This is a genomic window from Pistricoccus aurantiacus, assembly GCF_007954585.1.
GTDB lineage: Bacteria > Pseudomonadota > Gammaproteobacteria > Pseudomonadales > Halomonadaceae > Pistricoccus > Pistricoccus aurantiacus.
In genome coordinates, this window is sequence record NZ_CP042382.1 from 1,438,834 (window position 1) to 1,454,330 (window position 15,497).

Annotated in this window: 10 protein-coding genes; 7 read left to right on the forward strand and 3 right to left on the reverse strand. The window is 60.5% G+C overall.

All coding sequences use genetic code 11. The features are described 5' to 3' along the window. The first annotated feature begins 24 nt into the window (after positions 1–24). The gene (locus FGL86_RS06965) at positions 25–474 is read left to right on the forward strand and encodes a type IV pilin protein (protein WP_147183897.1); all 450 of its coding nucleotides are present in this window, start codon (positions 25–27) and stop codon (positions 472–474) included. A 63-nt stretch (positions 475–537) separates the two neighbouring features. Here the strand turns inward: FGL86_RS06965 and FGL86_RS06970 are convergent, their stop codons facing one another. Both FGL86_RS06970 and FGL86_RS06975 read right to left on the reverse strand, forming a co-directional pair. After that, positions 538–786: a PP0621 family protein gene (locus FGL86_RS06970; RefSeq protein WP_147183898.1), complete on the reverse strand. Its 249-nt coding sequence runs from the start codon at positions 784–786 to the stop codon at positions 538–540. A 48-nt stretch (positions 787–834) separates the two neighbouring features. Then, entirely contained in the window at positions 835–1,644 is an 810-nt protein-coding gene (locus tag FGL86_RS06975; RefSeq protein ID WP_147183899.1) for an outer membrane protein assembly factor BamD, read from the reverse strand. A 216-nt stretch (positions 1,645–1,860) separates the two neighbouring features. Between FGL86_RS06975 and rluD the strand changes: the two genes are divergently transcribed. From rluD to clpB, 3 genes are all read left to right on the forward strand, one after another. Continuing rightward, on the forward strand, positions 1,861–2,820 hold the full coding sequence (gene rluD / locus FGL86_RS06980; protein WP_147183900.1) for a 23S rRNA pseudouridine(1911/1915/1917) synthase RluD: 960 nt from the start codon (positions 1,861–1,863) through the stop codon (positions 2,818–2,820). Between the two features lie 44 nt (positions 2,821–2,864). Further along, positions 2,865–3,629, forward strand: a complete 765-nt coding sequence (gene pgeF, locus FGL86_RS06985) for a peptidoglycan editing factor PgeF (RefSeq protein ID WP_147183901.1) — start codon at positions 2,865–2,867, stop codon at positions 3,627–3,629. 104 nt (positions 3,630–3,733) lie between these two features. Further along, entirely contained in the window at positions 3,734–6,334 is a 2,601-nt protein-coding gene (gene clpB, locus FGL86_RS06990) for an ATP-dependent chaperone ClpB (RefSeq protein WP_147183902.1), read from the forward strand. Positions 6,335–6,421: 87 nt separating this feature from the next. Here clpB and FGL86_RS06995 read toward each other — a convergent pair whose 3' ends face one another. Beyond that, positions 6,422–11,503 carry an OmpA family protein gene (locus tag FGL86_RS06995; protein ID WP_147183903.1) on the reverse strand — a complete coding sequence of 1,694 codons (5,082 nt, stop codon included), beginning with the start codon at positions 11,501–11,503 and terminating at the stop codon, positions 6,422–6,424. 221 nt (positions 11,504–11,724) lie between these two features. Here FGL86_RS06995 and FGL86_RS07000 point away from each other — a divergent pair, with 221 nt between their 5' ends. The 3 genes from FGL86_RS07000 (at position 11,725) to ilvN (ending at position 15,449) form a co-directional block, all read left to right on the forward strand. Continuing rightward, positions 11,725–12,849 (forward strand): helix-turn-helix transcriptional regulator, encoded by a 1,125-nt coding sequence (locus FGL86_RS07000; RefSeq protein ID WP_147183904.1) that lies wholly within the window; start codon positions 11,725–11,727, stop codon positions 12,847–12,849. A 384-nt stretch (positions 12,850–13,233) separates the two neighbouring features. Beyond that, entirely contained in the window at positions 13,234–14,958 is a 1,725-nt protein-coding gene (locus FGL86_RS07005) for an acetolactate synthase 3 large subunit (protein WP_147183905.1), read from the forward strand. After that, positions 14,958–15,449, forward strand: a complete 492-nt coding sequence (gene ilvN / locus FGL86_RS07010) for an acetolactate synthase small subunit (protein WP_147183906.1) — start codon at positions 14,958–14,960, stop codon at positions 15,447–15,449. Before FGL86_RS07005 ends, ilvN begins: the two co-directional genes overlap by 1 nt. Positions 15,450–15,497 lie beyond the last annotated feature (48 nt).

Consider the following 15,497-nt stretch of genomic DNA (forward strand, 5'->3'; position numbering starts at 1 on the left):
ATCTCTGTTACCGAAAGGTATGCAATGACGAAAAGAATTCAGGGCTTTACGCTTATTGAAATGATGATTGTGGTGGCAATTGTCGGAATCTTGGCGGGAATCGCCTATCCCAGCTATCAGGCCCATGTCGAACGGTCGCGTCGTGGCGATGCAATTGCCAAACTGCTGGAGCTAGCTCAGGCTCAAGAGCGTTTTATGGCGCGCTGTGGTCACTATGCGACCCAGATCGGAGGCAAAGCGGTATGTGATGATAGCGATGAAGGCCTGGGAATGAAGATGCAGAGCCAGGAAAAATTTTATCAGTTGAGCCTTGTCAGTAGCGGGGCCACGAGCTACACCTTGAAAGCGACGCCTCAAGGTGCTCAATCTGGCGATACTGACTGTACCGAATTGACACTAAATCATTTGGGTGAACGCGGCGCCAAGAACTCCGACAGCTCGAGTGACAAGGATAGCACACTAGCCTGCTGGTAAAGCTTACAGCTAGTCGCGGCGTGTCATGCGCATGCCGATCCAGTCAATTTGACTGAGTCGTGGTTACTGCTCTTCAAGATACCTATGTTTGTGATCCAGGCAGCAGAACCATTCCCCCCGTTCCCGCAGTGCGTCTTCTTCCGGCAAATGCACATGACAATAGGTGCAGCGCACCATATGACCGTCGTCAAGACGGCGGCTCGACTGGTCCGCGTCGCGCTCCCGCGCCCACTCTCGATACATGCGATAGAGTTTCAGGCCGGCGTACAGCAGTACGCCAAAAATAATGAGACGAATGATCAACAGGTTCATCCTTCTTCGACTCCGTTGTAAGGCCAGCGAAGCGATTTGCTATCCGTGTCAACTGCTGGAGAGCGGCTTGGCATTCACGTATTGCGGGCGGAAAGTGTCGCCACTCAAATGCGAGTTATCCGGATCATTTTCGATCAGCACCGTCAGCACGTCCCTGGCCTGATCGCGCATATCCATGCCCAGATAGCCTTCTACCATGACCGCCAGGGCATTGCGGGTAGCCGGGGCCTGAGGATAATGCTCGACCACGTAAAGCCCGCGGTTGACCGCCGCCAGATAGGCACCCTTTCGCAGGTAGAAGTCTGCGACGTGCAGTTCATGCTCCGCGAGGATATTGCGCAGATACACCATGCGCTTCTGCGCATCCGGCGCGTATTCGCTGTCGGGATAGCGACGTACCAGTTCGCTGAAGTCCTGGAAGGCATCCCGGCTGGCACCCAGGTCACGTTTGGAAATATCGATCAGCTTGAGCCGCTCCAGACTGAAGCGACCCGCCTGATAGGCGGCCAGACCACGTAGATAGTAGGCGTAATCCACCTGCGGGTGATCCGGCTGCAAGCGGATGAAACGGCTTGCCGCGGCTCGGGTGGCCTCCCAATCGCCGACCTTGTAATAGGCGTAGATCAACTCGAGCTGAGTCTGTTCCGCATGTTCGCCGAAGGGGTAGCGATTATCCAGCGCTTCCAGACGGTCGACCGCGGTGCTGTTGCGTCCGGAGTCCAAGGCTTCCTGGGCTTGCTGGTAAAGTTCGTTTTCGCTCGCCTCGGGAACGGTATCGCCGTTCGAAGCACAGCCTGCCAGCAGCATGGCGGTCAAAGCCAAGGCACCCAACCCGGTGCCGTTAGTGAAAAAGCGCATCATCTTCCTCGTGTCGACTAACCCGTCGTTTCAATTCTTCGCGTGTCGCTCGATCCATCCTAGCGGCAAACAACCCGGGTGAGCCATGCTAGAATTGGTCGCGAATGGCTCAGTGTAAAGCACTCTCGCAGGGCGCTCACTATAAAGCACCCATCGCAACCGGGAAAACCTGCGTTGACGGCCATTGCTTCAGGTTTATCCAAAGGCGTTTGCTCCATGTCCGATACATTGCATCGCGATGAACGTATTCCCGACAGTCTCGCCGGCCAGCGCTTCGATCAGGCGGCGGCGGAGCTTTTCAGCGATTTCTCCCGGGAGCGGCTCAAGGCCTGGATTCAGCAGGGCATGCTGACCCTGGATGGCACCCAGGCGCGTCCCAAGGACAAGGTGCGCGGCGGCGAGCGTCTGGCGCTTCACGCGGTGCTCGAGGAGGATACCCGCTGGCAGCCTCAAGCCATGGATCTGGATGTCCTGTTCGAGGATGATGAGGTACTGGTGCTGAACAAGCCTGCGGGGCTGGTAGTGCACCCGGCGGCGGGAAATCCGGACGGCACCTTGCTGAATGCTCTGCTGCATCATTGTCCGGCGCTTGCGGCGATTCCTCGGGCAGGCATCGTGCATCGTCTGGACAAGGACACCACCGGGCTGATGGTGGTGGCCAAGACGTTGAAGGCTCAGACCAGCCTGGTAGAGCAGTTGCAGGCGCGCAGCGTGTCCCGGGAATATGATGCGATCGTGACCGGCGTAATGACTGCCGGGGGCACCGTGGACGCGCCGATCGGGCGCCATCCCAAGGATCGCAAGCGCCAGGCGGTCACCGCTTCCGGCAAACCGGCGATCACCCATTATCGTGTCACGGAGCGGTTTCGCGGTCATACTCACGTGCGCTGTCGCCTCGAGACCGGTCGCACCCATCAGATTCGCGTGCACTTGGCCCATCGGCGCTTTCCCCTGTTGGGGGACCGGATATACGGCGGCCGACTGAAACTCCCCGCCGGCGCCAGCGAGGAGCTCAAGGAACTATTGCGCAGCTTTCCGCGTCAGGCGCTGCATGCCCGCAGGCTGGCGTTTGTTCACCCGGCAAGCCATGAGCCGGTCGAATGGCGGGCGGAACTTCCGGATGACCTGCTGACCCTGCTTGACTATCTGCGTGACGACCACCGGATGATGCAATGACGAGTTCGGCATCATGAATTCTCATGCGCCAAGGTATGCTTTCCATGAACGATAAATCCATCTCCCAGGCGCAGCGGCCCACCCTGCTATTGCCGGATTGGCCGGCACCGCTCTCGGTATGTGCCTTCGTCACCACTCGGGAGACCGGTCCCAGCGAGGGCGCCTTCGCCGCTTTCAATACTGCCACCCATGTGGATGACGACCCGGAAAGTGTCGCACGCTGCCGAGCGCTGCTGCGCGCGGAGCTCACTGACGGGCGACCGCTGCTGTGGCTCGATCAGGTTCACGGCGCCGGCGTGCAGCAGAATTATTCCGATGATACCCCCCGGGCGGATGCGGCGGTGGCCTTCGATCAGCGCTATGCCTGTGTGATCCAGACCGCGGACTGTCTGCCGGTATTCTTCTGCGACCGCGCCGGCAGCCGAGTCGGGTTGGCTCATGCCGGCTGGCGCAGTCTGGCCGGTGGCGTACTGGAAGCCAGTGTGGCAGCGCTGAATGTCGCGCCGGAGGAATTGCTGGTCTGGCTGGGGCCGGCGATCTCCAACGCCCAGTTCGAGGTCGGCCCGGAAGTGTATGGCGCTTTCACTGCGATCCAGCCGGAGGCGGAAACCGCCTTCGAGCCCAGCCCTTACCGTCTGGGGCACTACATGGCGGATCTCTATCGCCTGGCCCGGCTGCGCCTGGAACGGCTGGGTATTCAGCATATCAGCGGCGGCCATTTCTGTACCGCCTGCGAACCACGCTTCTATTCCCATCGCCGGGACGATGGAGTCACGGGACGAATGGCCAGCGTGATCTGGCTTAGATGACTTGAAACTTCCTCGCCATACCTCCATTTATCATGTCAAGTTGAACGCTATGCATGGGAGGCGCGCTGCGTCCAAGCGCAGCGTTACCCCGATGGAGGAAGTCTATGAGATTCGATAAGTTTACCGGCAAGCTCCAGGGCGCCATCGCCGATGCGCAGTCCCTCGCGGTGGGTCAAGGACACAATCAGCTGGACCCGGGCCACCTGTTGATGGCGCTGCTGGACAATCGCGACAGCGGTATCCGCGGGCTGGTGGAAAAGGCCGGCGGCGACGCCGGGCGTTTACGCAACGGCCTGAGCCAATACCTGGACAACCTGCCGGTAGTCAGTCAGTTCGACGGCGAGGTGCAACCCTCACGCGATCTGGCGCGGCTGTTCAACCTGGCGGATCGAGAAGCTCAGAAGCGCGGCGATCAGTTCATCGCCAGCGAACTGGTGCTGCTTGCCGCCCTGGAAATGAATCACGCCGTCACTAGGGTGCTGACTCAGGCGGGGCTGAATCGCAAGGCGGTAGAAACCGCTATCGACAGTCTGCGCGGCGGCCAGAAGGTGGATGATCCAAACGCGGAAGACAATCGCGAGGCGCTGGAAAAGTATACCCTGGACCTGACCGCTCGAGCGGCGGAAGGCAAGCTCGATCCGGTGATCGGTCGCGACGACGAGATTCGTCGCACCATTCAGGTGCTGCAGCGGCGCACCAAGAACAACCCGGTATTGATCGGCGAGCCCGGCGTAGGCAAGACCGCCATCGTCGAGGGGCTGGCCAACCGCATCATCGACGGCGAGGTACCGGAAGGGCTCAAGGACAAGCGCGTGCTGTCCCTGGACATGGGCGCGCTGCTGGCGGGAGCCAAGTTCCGCGGCGAATTCGAGGAACGTCTCAAGTCGGTGCTCAACGAGCTGGCCCAGGAAGAAGGCCGAGTGATCCTGTTCATCGACGAGCTGCACACCATGGTCGGCGCCGGCAAGGCGGAAGGATCCATGGACGCTGGCAACATGCTGAAGCCGGCGCTGGCCCGAGGCGAGTTGCACTGCGTGGGCGCCACCACCCTGGACGAGTATCGTCAGTACATCGAGAAGGACGCGGCGCTGGAGCGTCGCTTCCAGAAGGTGCTGGTGGACGAGCCCAACGAAGAAGACACCATCGCCATCCTGCGCGGCCTGAAGGAGCGCTACGAGGTTCACCACCGACTCAACATCACCGACTCGGCGATCATCGCCGCGGCCAAGCTTTCCGCGCGCTATATCACCGATCGCAAGCTGCCGGACAAGGCCATCGATCTGATCGACGAAGCCTCCTCGCGAATTCGTATGGAGCTGGATTCCATGCCGGAGGAGATGGATCGGCTCGATCGACGCCTGATTCAGCTCAAGATGGAACGGGAGGCGCTGAAGAAGGAAACCGACGAGGCGTCTCGCAAGCGTCTGGATGCGCTGGAGGCGGAAATCGACGAGCTCTCTCGAGAGTACGCGGATCTCGAGGAGGTGTGGAAATCCGAGAAGGCCAGCATTGAGGGTGCCGCTCAGTTCAAGGCGGAACTCGACAAGGCCCGGGTCGAACTGGACGCCGCCAAGCGCCAGGGGGATCTGGGACGCATGTCCGAGCTGCAGTACGGGGTGATTCCGGAACTCGAGCGCAAGATCGCCGAGAGCGAGGCAAGCGAGGCGTCCGGCACGGTGCAGCATAAGCTGCTGCGCTCCAGCGTCACCGAGGAAGAGGTGGCGGAGGTGGTCTCCCGCTGGACCGGCATTCCGGTCTCCAAGATGCTCGAAGGCGAGCGGGACAAGCTCTTGCGCATGGAGGAGGCGCTGCACGAGCGGGTGATCGGCCAGCATGAAGCGGTTTCCGCGGTGGCCAATGCGGTGCGCCGCTCTCGGGCGGGGCTCGCGGATCCCAATCGGCCCAGCGGTTCCTTCCTGTTCCTTGGTCCCACCGGGGTAGGCAAGACCGAGCTGTGCAAGGCCTTGGCGAACTTCCTGTTCGATACGGAAGAAGCCATGGTGCGCGTCGACATGTCCGAATTCATGGAAAAGCACAGCGTGGCTCGGCTGATCGGTGCGCCCCCGGGCTACGTAGGCTACGAGGAAGGCGGCTATCTGACCGAGGCGGTGCGCCGCAAGCCTTACTCGGTGCTGCTGCTGGACGAGGTGGAAAAGGCTCACGCGGATGTGTTCAACATTCTGCTGCAGGTGCTGGAAGACGGGCGCCTGACCGACGGCCAGGGCCGCACCGTGAACTTCCGCAACACGGTGATCGTCATGACCTCCAATCTGGGCTCGGACATCATCCAGCGCATGGGCGCGGAGACCGAGAGCGACGCGGAACAAAGCTACGCGCGCATGAAGGAGATGGTCATGGCGGTGGTGGGGGACCATTTCCGTCCGGAGCTGATCAACCGCATCGACGAAGTGGTGGTGTTCCATGCCCTCGGCCAGGAGCAGATTCAGGCCATCGCCGGCATCCAGCTCGAGCGGCTGCGAGAGCGTCTGGCGGAGCACGAGCTGGCGCTGGAGATCAGCGACGACGCCATGGCGCAGCTCGCGGTGGTGGGTTTCGATCCGGTGTATGGCGCTCGCCCCCTCAAGCGGGCGATCCAGAGCCGCATCGAGAACCCGCTTGCCCAAGACTTGCTGGCCGGCAAGTTCCTGCCCGGCGACACCATTCATGTCACCACGAAAGATGGCCACCTCAAGTTCAGCAAGTAAACCAATACCTGAAGAGTTCTCATGCCCTCCTTGGCCCGCCTCCCCGGCGGGCTTTTTTGTCGGCTGGCGCTGGTCGAACGAGCAGGCTCAGTCGTCGTTGAAGGCAATCATTGTCGGCGTCATTACCACAAGCTGCATCTCCGCGCCGCTGGGCATGGCGACGGGCTCCCGAGCCTCGAGCGCGGTGTCCTGCTCGAAGGCCTTGAAGCGAACCTGCGAGCCGGTGCCAAGGCGGTCAAGCGCTCCCTTCAGCCGCGCCATGACTCGCCTCACCGGTTCCATCAGCGTATGGCCAGGCAGGAAGGGCAGCATTTCCACGATGCTCAGCAGCGCCTCGGCGATGGCCGTTGCTTGCGAGCCGATCACGTTGGAGACATAGACGAAGTCGCGGAGGTTGGTCTGATCATCCCAGCGGCTGGCCTTGAGGGCTTTCGATGTCGGATAGGGAGCATTGTTGAGAACGATCGCCCCCGGTGCTTTCTTGGTTGTGCCTATCACGACGCCGGAAGCGCTCAGGGTGCCCTCGGCCTTGGTATCCGGGTCGCTGGCCACCTTGAACTCGGCTTTCAGCTTGATATTGCCGAATCTCACTGTCTCTAGCAGCGGCTTCACGGCGTCCAGCCCGAGCTTCTCGAGAAAGATATCAACGGGGTCCTCGTCGTCCGCGGCCCCCGCGAGCGCTGTCAGGATGTCGACAAGGATGCCGGGTGCGTTGGTCGGTGTCTCGGTCAGCGACGCGGCGATGCCGGTGATCTCGCGAACCATGTCCAGCAGGCTTCGCTCGGAGCTTTCCTCGATCTCGGGGCTTGAAAACTGCAGTAGCCAATCCCTGTGCTCCTGTGCTTCTGCAGCGGTTTCCACCAATGGGGTACCGAACTGTCCGGTGCTCTGGTCGATATTCACGGCCAGATTCCCCTGATCCGTTGCCATGTTGAGGATACCGCCGGGTTCGACGTTGATATTGTAGACCCGGCTATCCTCGGTGATCTGCTCGGTGGTGACGCTGGTTGTCTTGACGGTGGTGGTCGAGCGATCAACGACGTTGACATCGCCCTGAGGCGTGGAGGCGACGATGGTATTGCCGATGATGATGAAGTGCCCCGAGATGGTGATCTCCACTCCGAAGAAGTTCACGACTTTCGGTTCAAGCGAGACATCCGTCGAAGGCTTGAAGGTGAACAGTACCGCTTTCTCGACCGGATCGTTGCGATGCCCATCGCCGGGAGTCTCGGCAATCTTTTTCACGCCGCGGAAGCGCTCGCGATAGCTGCCTTCTTCTCCCGTGGAGCGCAGAAACTCAGGCGTGTAGTTCGGCGGCGTGCCGATGGCCTCGGCCAGCCGATAGAGCTTGTCGAAGAGCGCGCGTGCGCGGTCCTGCCCGAGGCTGTAGTTATCTTCCTCGGTACCGGATGTGCTGGCATGGCCCTCGATGGTGACCACGTTCTCGAGTTCCAGCCCGATCTCGCCAGTGAGTATCTCGAGGGCGCGGACATGATCCGCCTTGAGGCGGGATTTTCCGGTGTCGAAGTTCATGAACAGTATCTGATGGGTTCCCGGAATCGGCACTACCGAATAGGGCGCTGTCGGATCGGGCTGGCGCTTCGGCTCGGGCTCCTTGTGCACGGTCTGCACGCCATCTTCGGTGACGGTAGTCTGGGTGCCGCCACCTTCACCGCGAATGATTTCATCCGCTCGGTCGGCGACCCGCTTCGCTTGTTCCTTGGCAAGACCCTCGGCCTTGCGCTGCATGAAGGTCTCGGTTGACCTGCGTGCGGCATCTTCGGTACTGGCGCCCATTTCAACTGCCGCCTGGTTCGCCGCGGCCACCGCGGCGACTTCCTTGGCGGCACTGGCATCTGACGCGAGACGGGCCATCGCCTGCTGATGGGCCATGTTGCCGAAGCCGGCGGCGAGGCTGGTGGCGCTCTGCAGGCCGGCACGAACATTTTCCTGGGTGCCGGCCAGACCGGCCATGTCACGAAAGGCGCCGGAGCTCGACACCGTTCTCAGGATGTCACCGAGCCCCGCCGTCTGAGGCGCGTCGGGGGCGTTCTGCAGATTGATGATCGTCTCGGGCAGCTGCGTCGGGGTCGTCGAGACGGGTGCCGCGCGCCTTGACTGCAGCAGCGAGGCGGGAAGGTCGGCGAGTTCGGGCTCGGGGTTGTCGAGTACCCAGTCGGTGGTCCCCTCGTGACGTTCGCAGGCACTGCAGGAGTCCATGTGGGCCCGCGCATAAAGGCCGCTTGTAGGCAGGCTTACCCGTAGCGGGTCTCTATGTGAACCGTCGCTGTAGAAAGCAAGCAGCGCCTCGGGGGTCTTGAGATCCTCATCGAGCACGATACCGGGTGAGACACGGAAAACCAGCGTGTTGCCGAGAATGCCGATGGGGCGGCGCTCGACTATTCCCGCGAGGCTACGCTTTTCACCGAAGGCATCCTGGGTTTCAAAGCCGTCGAGCAGGGCATAGAGTTCGTCGCGGTCCATTTGCCACCAGATGAGCTTGTGGTAGCGATAGAGATCCCGATTGAGCGTATCGAGCAGCGTCCTGTGAGCTGCCTTGACTTCGTCCCGATCGTTGCGTTCTTCATAGGCACTGGTCGGAAAGGTCAGCAGTGCGCCATCCGTGGTCGGCTCACCGGAGGCAGGGTCGAGCAGATCGTCGCGACCACCGCCACGGGCGACGATTCGCCGTTCGTAAAGGTCGGTGGCGGCCTCGATCCGTCCCCCGGTCACGTCGGCGAAGGAGCGCTCGGGCAATAGTACGTCCGCGGCATCCGGAGCCTGAACGATCAATTTCTCGGTCTTGCCGCGAGTGAGGTCGGAAGGGCCTCGCACCTGAAAGTCGACGCGGATCGTATAGCCATAGCGATAGGTCGTGGCCAGGGTGAAATCCGCCGTGTCGATGAGCGTGGTCGTTCCACGATCATCGTAGCCGAGGCGCATCTTGTCGACAAAGCGCCGAGCGATGTGTGGCGCGATACTGCGTTGAAAGTAGCGGTCACGTTCACTCTCGGTGATGTCGAGAAGGTTATGAACGATTTCCGTGGGCGCCATTGGCAGGAAAGGCGCATAGCGGTCATAGCGCCTGATGAGTTCCTTGAAGCGTGGCGTTTCGGATTTCTCGCGAGTGGTGCCTTCCTCGACCTGATCCGCGATATCGCCCTCTGTCGGTCGCGTGATTCCAAGACGCAGTTGAATGGAGCCGCGAAGAATGGTGAGGGCCTGGTCCTTGCGAGCCGTGCCGGGAATTTCCGGGATCACGAATCGCGGAGCATGCTCGATATGGCGAAGGGCGATGCGCTGTTCCCGGTCGCGAATATAGCGATACAGCGAGTCGCGATGCTGTTTCAGCCGCGCGTCGTCGAAGCGGGTGATTTTGAAAGGAACGAAGACACACTCGTTCACCCCCGCCACTTCCGTGTCGATGCGAAGATGTCGCAGTATCTGGTAATAGACGATGCTGAGGGCGTGGCAATAATTGATATTGCGAACGACTTCGCTGACCCCCTCGGCGCTTTCGCTCTGCTCGACCTCGGTGACCACCGTCGCCTCGAAGGCGCGCAGTGAATCGCCGTATTGTCGGATCGCGTCACGCAGGTTCTGCTCCTCGGACGCGCTGACGTCGCGTCCGCCCCGCTGCCAGGAGGAAGAACTCGACGAAGAGTGAGCCGCGCCGCCGCCGATCACTACGGGCCCGGCGGCGAATCCAATGCCGGCGGCTCCCGCCGTGGTAGAAGACTTGGACCCGCCCTTGCTCCATTCATTCAAGCTGGACTCCACCGCATCCGTGTAGCTTCGGTCGCGGAGGGTTATCTGACTGACTTCATCCTCGCTGAGCTGTGCCTCCCGGCGACTGGCGCGTTCTCGCCTGTCCCAGTCCACTTTTACGATACGTCGGGTCTGGCGCGGCGCGAGGGTCATGGAGTGGGCGACGTCGCCCAGGGAATAACCGTTCGAGCGATAACGCACGCGCATGTCGAGGATATGGCCTCTGGAGAGACTGACGGCCTGATAACGTGTCGGGTCTTCTTCCCAGGGGATGGCGGCGGTGCGTCCTACTTCTCGACGACTCAAGGACTCGAGGCCGATCTCCGGATCGGTGACTCTCAGTACGGTGGAGAAACGGCGCTCGCCGAGGATGCGCCCGGGGTTATCAAAAGGTTTGCAGACGACACCTGGGTCATCGGCGAAGATATCGGGACGATTGAGGATCGCCTGCTCGTCCGCGTCCATCGGGACGTCGTCCGTGGTGACGTCTGGCAGCGCGAAGGTCGGTAGAAGAATGACGATGTTTCGTCGCGCCTTCTCAAGCTCGGCGTCGGCCTGAAAGCCGAAGAAGAAGGCTGGTCCGGTAAGGAACCACGCCCAGCCGATCGGACCCTCGATCGCCGGGACGGGTTGATCGATCGAGAAACTGCCGTCGAAATCGAGACGGACCGGTGCAAGGGGGAAAGCCGCCAGTTTTTGCGCCGTCTGCTCGCTTTGTGGATCGATCTTCACTGCCGCCGTCGCGAGTGACTGGATCGCGAGGAGTTCGCGGATTAGAGGCGCAGTCGCGCTCCCCACCGGCGTTGCACTAAGCCGGTAACCATCGAAGCGATACGCCGGTTGTGCCGGCACCATGTATAGGCCGGCACGTTGAAAACGCCGAATTTCCGGAAGCACCAGGGGCAGGAGATCGATTTCATGATGCGCATAGGCGATGGGGCCATCCCGGCGCTCGAGGAGTTCCTGCGGCGTGTAACTCCGCGCCAGTAGATTGCCTCCATCGCGTGTGCGGACCCATAGCGAGACCGGCTTGTCGAGATTGACGTCACGTTGCTCTAGCCTCTCGGGAACGGAGGCCGTCATCTCTCTTTCGACGATCTGATCCGTTCCCTCCGTGTCGTTGTATTTCGCGCCGATCAGCAGGCTTATGTCCGCAAGTTTGGGGTTGAACTCGAAGGAAAATGCAAAACCGGTCCGTGCCGGAGCGCCGAAGACGATCTCGCCTCGTTCGGACAGGTTGTCTAGGCGTGCCCAGCCTTCTCGAGAAAGTTCCAGACCCTCGAGATCGCCAAGGCTCATGATGATGGAGGCTTCGCGACGTCTCGTTATTCGTCGTGCGTCCGCGGCCGAAAGTCCTAGCGCCGTGAGTTCCTCGAAAGCCAAAGTGTTGATGTTCGCCATTTTTTACACTCCCCTGGAGCAATTTATTGTTGTACTGAACCTGGCTGTTCAGGCTTTGTACGGCGCTCATCTAATGCTTGTGAGTTGCTTAATATCAGATACACGACAGGAAAAACGTCACCTTCAGTGCTACATTATTATTGCTTAACTGTTACATTCGGTAATTTAAACTTGCAGGGCGAGATACGTCGATCTAGCCATCGGTACGTCTCGTAAGTACCATGGATCCAGTTGCTAGCGCCGAGGCGCGTATCAAACAGCTTTGCTGCCTGGGGTTGGGGGGCGAGGTGATCATGCCGGCGATACTGGAAGCCATGCACGACCTTGTTCCTTCCTACGCCAACTGCTTCACCTGGTCGGGGCCTCGGGGTGAAATGCGCAACAGTTACGCGGAAAACATGGACGAGCTGCTGCCACTCCTGCCTTTCTACTTCGAGCAGATGTACAACCGGCGGGAAGAGGAGGTTGTCGTTTCCTTTCGCGATGTCATGCGCAGCCGAGTCAATGGCCGCAGGACCGTGTTGTTGCTAGAGGATAGGCTCAAGAGCGATCGGCGCAGCTACTATCGCCACGATTATTACAACCTGTTTCTTCGCCCGGCCAACTTGCATCAAGGTCTCAATGTCGTCGTACGTGAAGCAGGCGTCGCGCTCGGTGGCTTCGGTCTGCACCGTACCGAGAGGGACCCCGAGTTCAGCTTCGAGCAAGCACGTCCGCTGGAACGCTTGATGCCCTTCGTCGCTCATGCGTTGACCGCCGCGCCGCGCAGTGAAGCATCGCTGATGGATACCGAACGGGAGGGCCTGATCGTCGTCGATCTCGAAGGCCGAATATGTCATCTTTCCAAGGAGGCGCGCCGCCTGCTGATCATGGCAACACGACCGGTCATCTCCTGGCGAACCCATAGCGCCGAACTGCGTTTGCCTTTCCCGGTCATACGGCTGTGTCGGCGTCTTTACAGAGTTTTCTCCAGGGGGACGCTCGAGCGAACACCGCCGGTCTATCATCATCGCAATGAGCTGGGCGGCTTTGTCTTTCGCGCCTATTGGTTGAATAACGATGGACTGCACCAGCCCTCGCCGGAGCCAGCATCGCTGATCGGCGTCCATCTGCGTTTTCAGGAGCCGCTAACGGTACGAATACTTCGACGGCTGGGTGCCATGCCCGCTCTGTCGCGACGGCAGATGCAGATTTGCCTGCTATTGGCGATGGACGTTTCCAACGAGCAGATTGCCGCCCGAATGAACATGAGCAAGCATACTGTCGTTACCCACACGCGACGGATTTACGACAAGTTGGATGTCGGTAGTCGCAGCCAGTTACTGGCGAAAATCACGGCGACTTGATCATTCGGCCCGGCGCTCGATCATATTTTTTTGCGCTGCAATATGCGCCGCCGGTTGACAGCCTTCGACGGCTATTGGAACCTTTGAGGTTCCTGATTGCGGGCGCGGCTTAGCGGGAGACCCCCGGAGTGCCGCGCGAAGGGTAGGCGAACGCGCCTTTACCCGCCGAAGGACACCAGGTTAGGGCTTATCCGCCTGGCCTGGCCAACGCCCCCCAAGCGGCAAAACACCGCGATGAGAGTGCAGGCCCCAACCGGGCCCAAGAACGCCAGGGTTTGGCATCAGGTGCCGGCGTGACCGGCAGCGGCATACCGCCGCACTCGAATTTTGCAGCCTGTTAGCGCTGCGAAAATCGCACTCGAGACCTCCAGGGGAGAAATACACGTGGAATTGCTTTCCGGCGCCGATATGATCGCTCGCTTCCTGCAGGATGAGGGCATCGAATATATCTACGGCTATCCCGGCGGCGCGGCGCTGCATATCTATGACGCGCTGTTTCGCCAAGACAAAGTCAAGCACATACTGGTGCGACACGAACAGGCCGCCACTCACGCGGCGGATGGTTACGCTCGGGCTTCCGGCAAGCCGGGCACGGTACTGGTCACTTCCGGTCCCGGCGCGACCAACGCGGTCACCGGCATCGCTACCGCCTACATGGATTCGATTCCCATGGTGGTATTGTGCGGCCAGGTCGCCAGTCACCTGATCGGTGACGATGCCTTCCAGGAAACCGATATTATCGGCGTGACCCGACCGATCGTGAAGCACAGCTTCTCGATCCGTCATCCGTCCGAGATTCCGGAAGTGCTGAAAAAGGCCTATTACCTGGCTTCCACCGGACGGCCCGGCCCGGTGGTGGTGGATATTCCCAAGGACATGACCGCGCCCACGGAGCGTTATGAGTACGTCTACCCCAAGAAGGTGAAGATGCGCTCCTACAATCCGGTGGCTCGCGGCCATACTGGCCAGATCAAGAAGGCCGTGGACCTGATGCTGCGGGCGCGACGCCCGGTGTTCTATACCGGCGGCGGTGTAGTCACCGGCAACGCCAGCGAAGGGCTGACGGATCTGGTCCGCCACCTCGGTTTTCCGATCACCACCACTTTGATGGGTATCGGCGCCTATCCGCAGAGCGATCGCCAGTCCTTGAGCTGGCTGGGCATGCACGGCTCCTATGAGGCGAACATGGCCATGCACCACGCGGATCTGGTGATCGCCATCGGCGCGCGTTTTGATGATCGAGTGACCAACAACACCTCCAAGTTCTGCCCCACGGCGAAAACCATACATGTGGATATCGACCCCAGTTCGATTTCCAAGACCGTACGGGCGGACGTGCCTATCGTCGGCCCGGCTCAGAGTGTGATCAACGAGATGATCAGTCTGGTGCAGGGCAAGGAGCTGCAGAATCCGGAAGCCCTGGCGGAGTGGTGGCAGAAGATCGACGGCTGGCGGGAGGAGCGTCGCGGCAAGCTCTATGAGCCTTCCGAAGATGGTGAGCCCTTGAAGCCCCAGGCGGTGATCGAGGCGCTATGCAAGATCACTCGGGGTGAAGCATTTATCACCACGGATGTCGGCCAGCACCAGATGTTCGCCGCCCAGTACTACAAGTTCGACAAGCCCAATCGCTTCATCACTTCCGGCGGGCTCGGTACCATGGGCTTCGGGTTTCCCGCCGCCATGGGCATCAAGAAGAGCTATCCGGAAGAGGATGTGGTCTGTATCACCGGGGAAGGCAGCTTCCAGATGATGATGCAGGAGCTTTCGACCTGTAAGCAGTACGGGGTCGGGGTCAAGATCATCAATCTCAACAACGGCTCCCTGGGCATGGTGCGCCAGTGGCAGGACTTGAACTACAAGTCGCGTCACGCTCATTCCTATGTGGAGTCCATGCCGGATTTCGAGAAATTGCTCCAGGCCTACGATTTCACTTACATCCGGGTCGAGCGTTCGGACGAGCTTGAGCCTGCGCTGGAGAAGATGCTCGTCGATACTCGCGAACTGGTGTTTCTCGATGTCTACGTGGACCCGCGGGAACACGTTTACCCGATGCATGTGCCGTTAGGCTCCATGCGTGACATGCTGCTTTCGAAGACGGAGCGGACCTGATGCGCCATATCATTTCGATCCTGATGGAAAACGAGCCCGGCGCCCTGTCCCGCGTGGTGGGGCTGTTCGCCCAGCGCAATTACAACATCGAGTCGCTCAATGTGGCGCCTACCGAGGATCCGTCCCTGTCACGTCTCACGGTGACGACCCAGGGCGATGATCGGGTCATCGAGCAGATCACCAAGCATCTCAACAAGCTGATCGATGTAGTCAAGCTGGTGGACTTGACCGAAGGCAACCATGTCGAGCGGGAGATGATGCTGGTCAAGGTCAAGGCCTTGGGTGCCGCACGGGACGAGGTCAAGCGTACCGCGGATGTCTTCCGGGCGCAGATCGTCGACGTGACGCCGCACCTGTACACGGTGCAGATCACCGGAGACGCGGGCAAGCTGGATGCCTTCCTGCAGGCCATGTCGCCGATGGGCATCCTCGAGGTCGCGCGTACCGGGGTTTCGGGCATTGCTCGCGGGGAAAAGGTGCTGGCGCTGTAGCCGGTTTCGATCTCTCGATAATTGATAAGCCGCTCTCCGGAGCGGCTT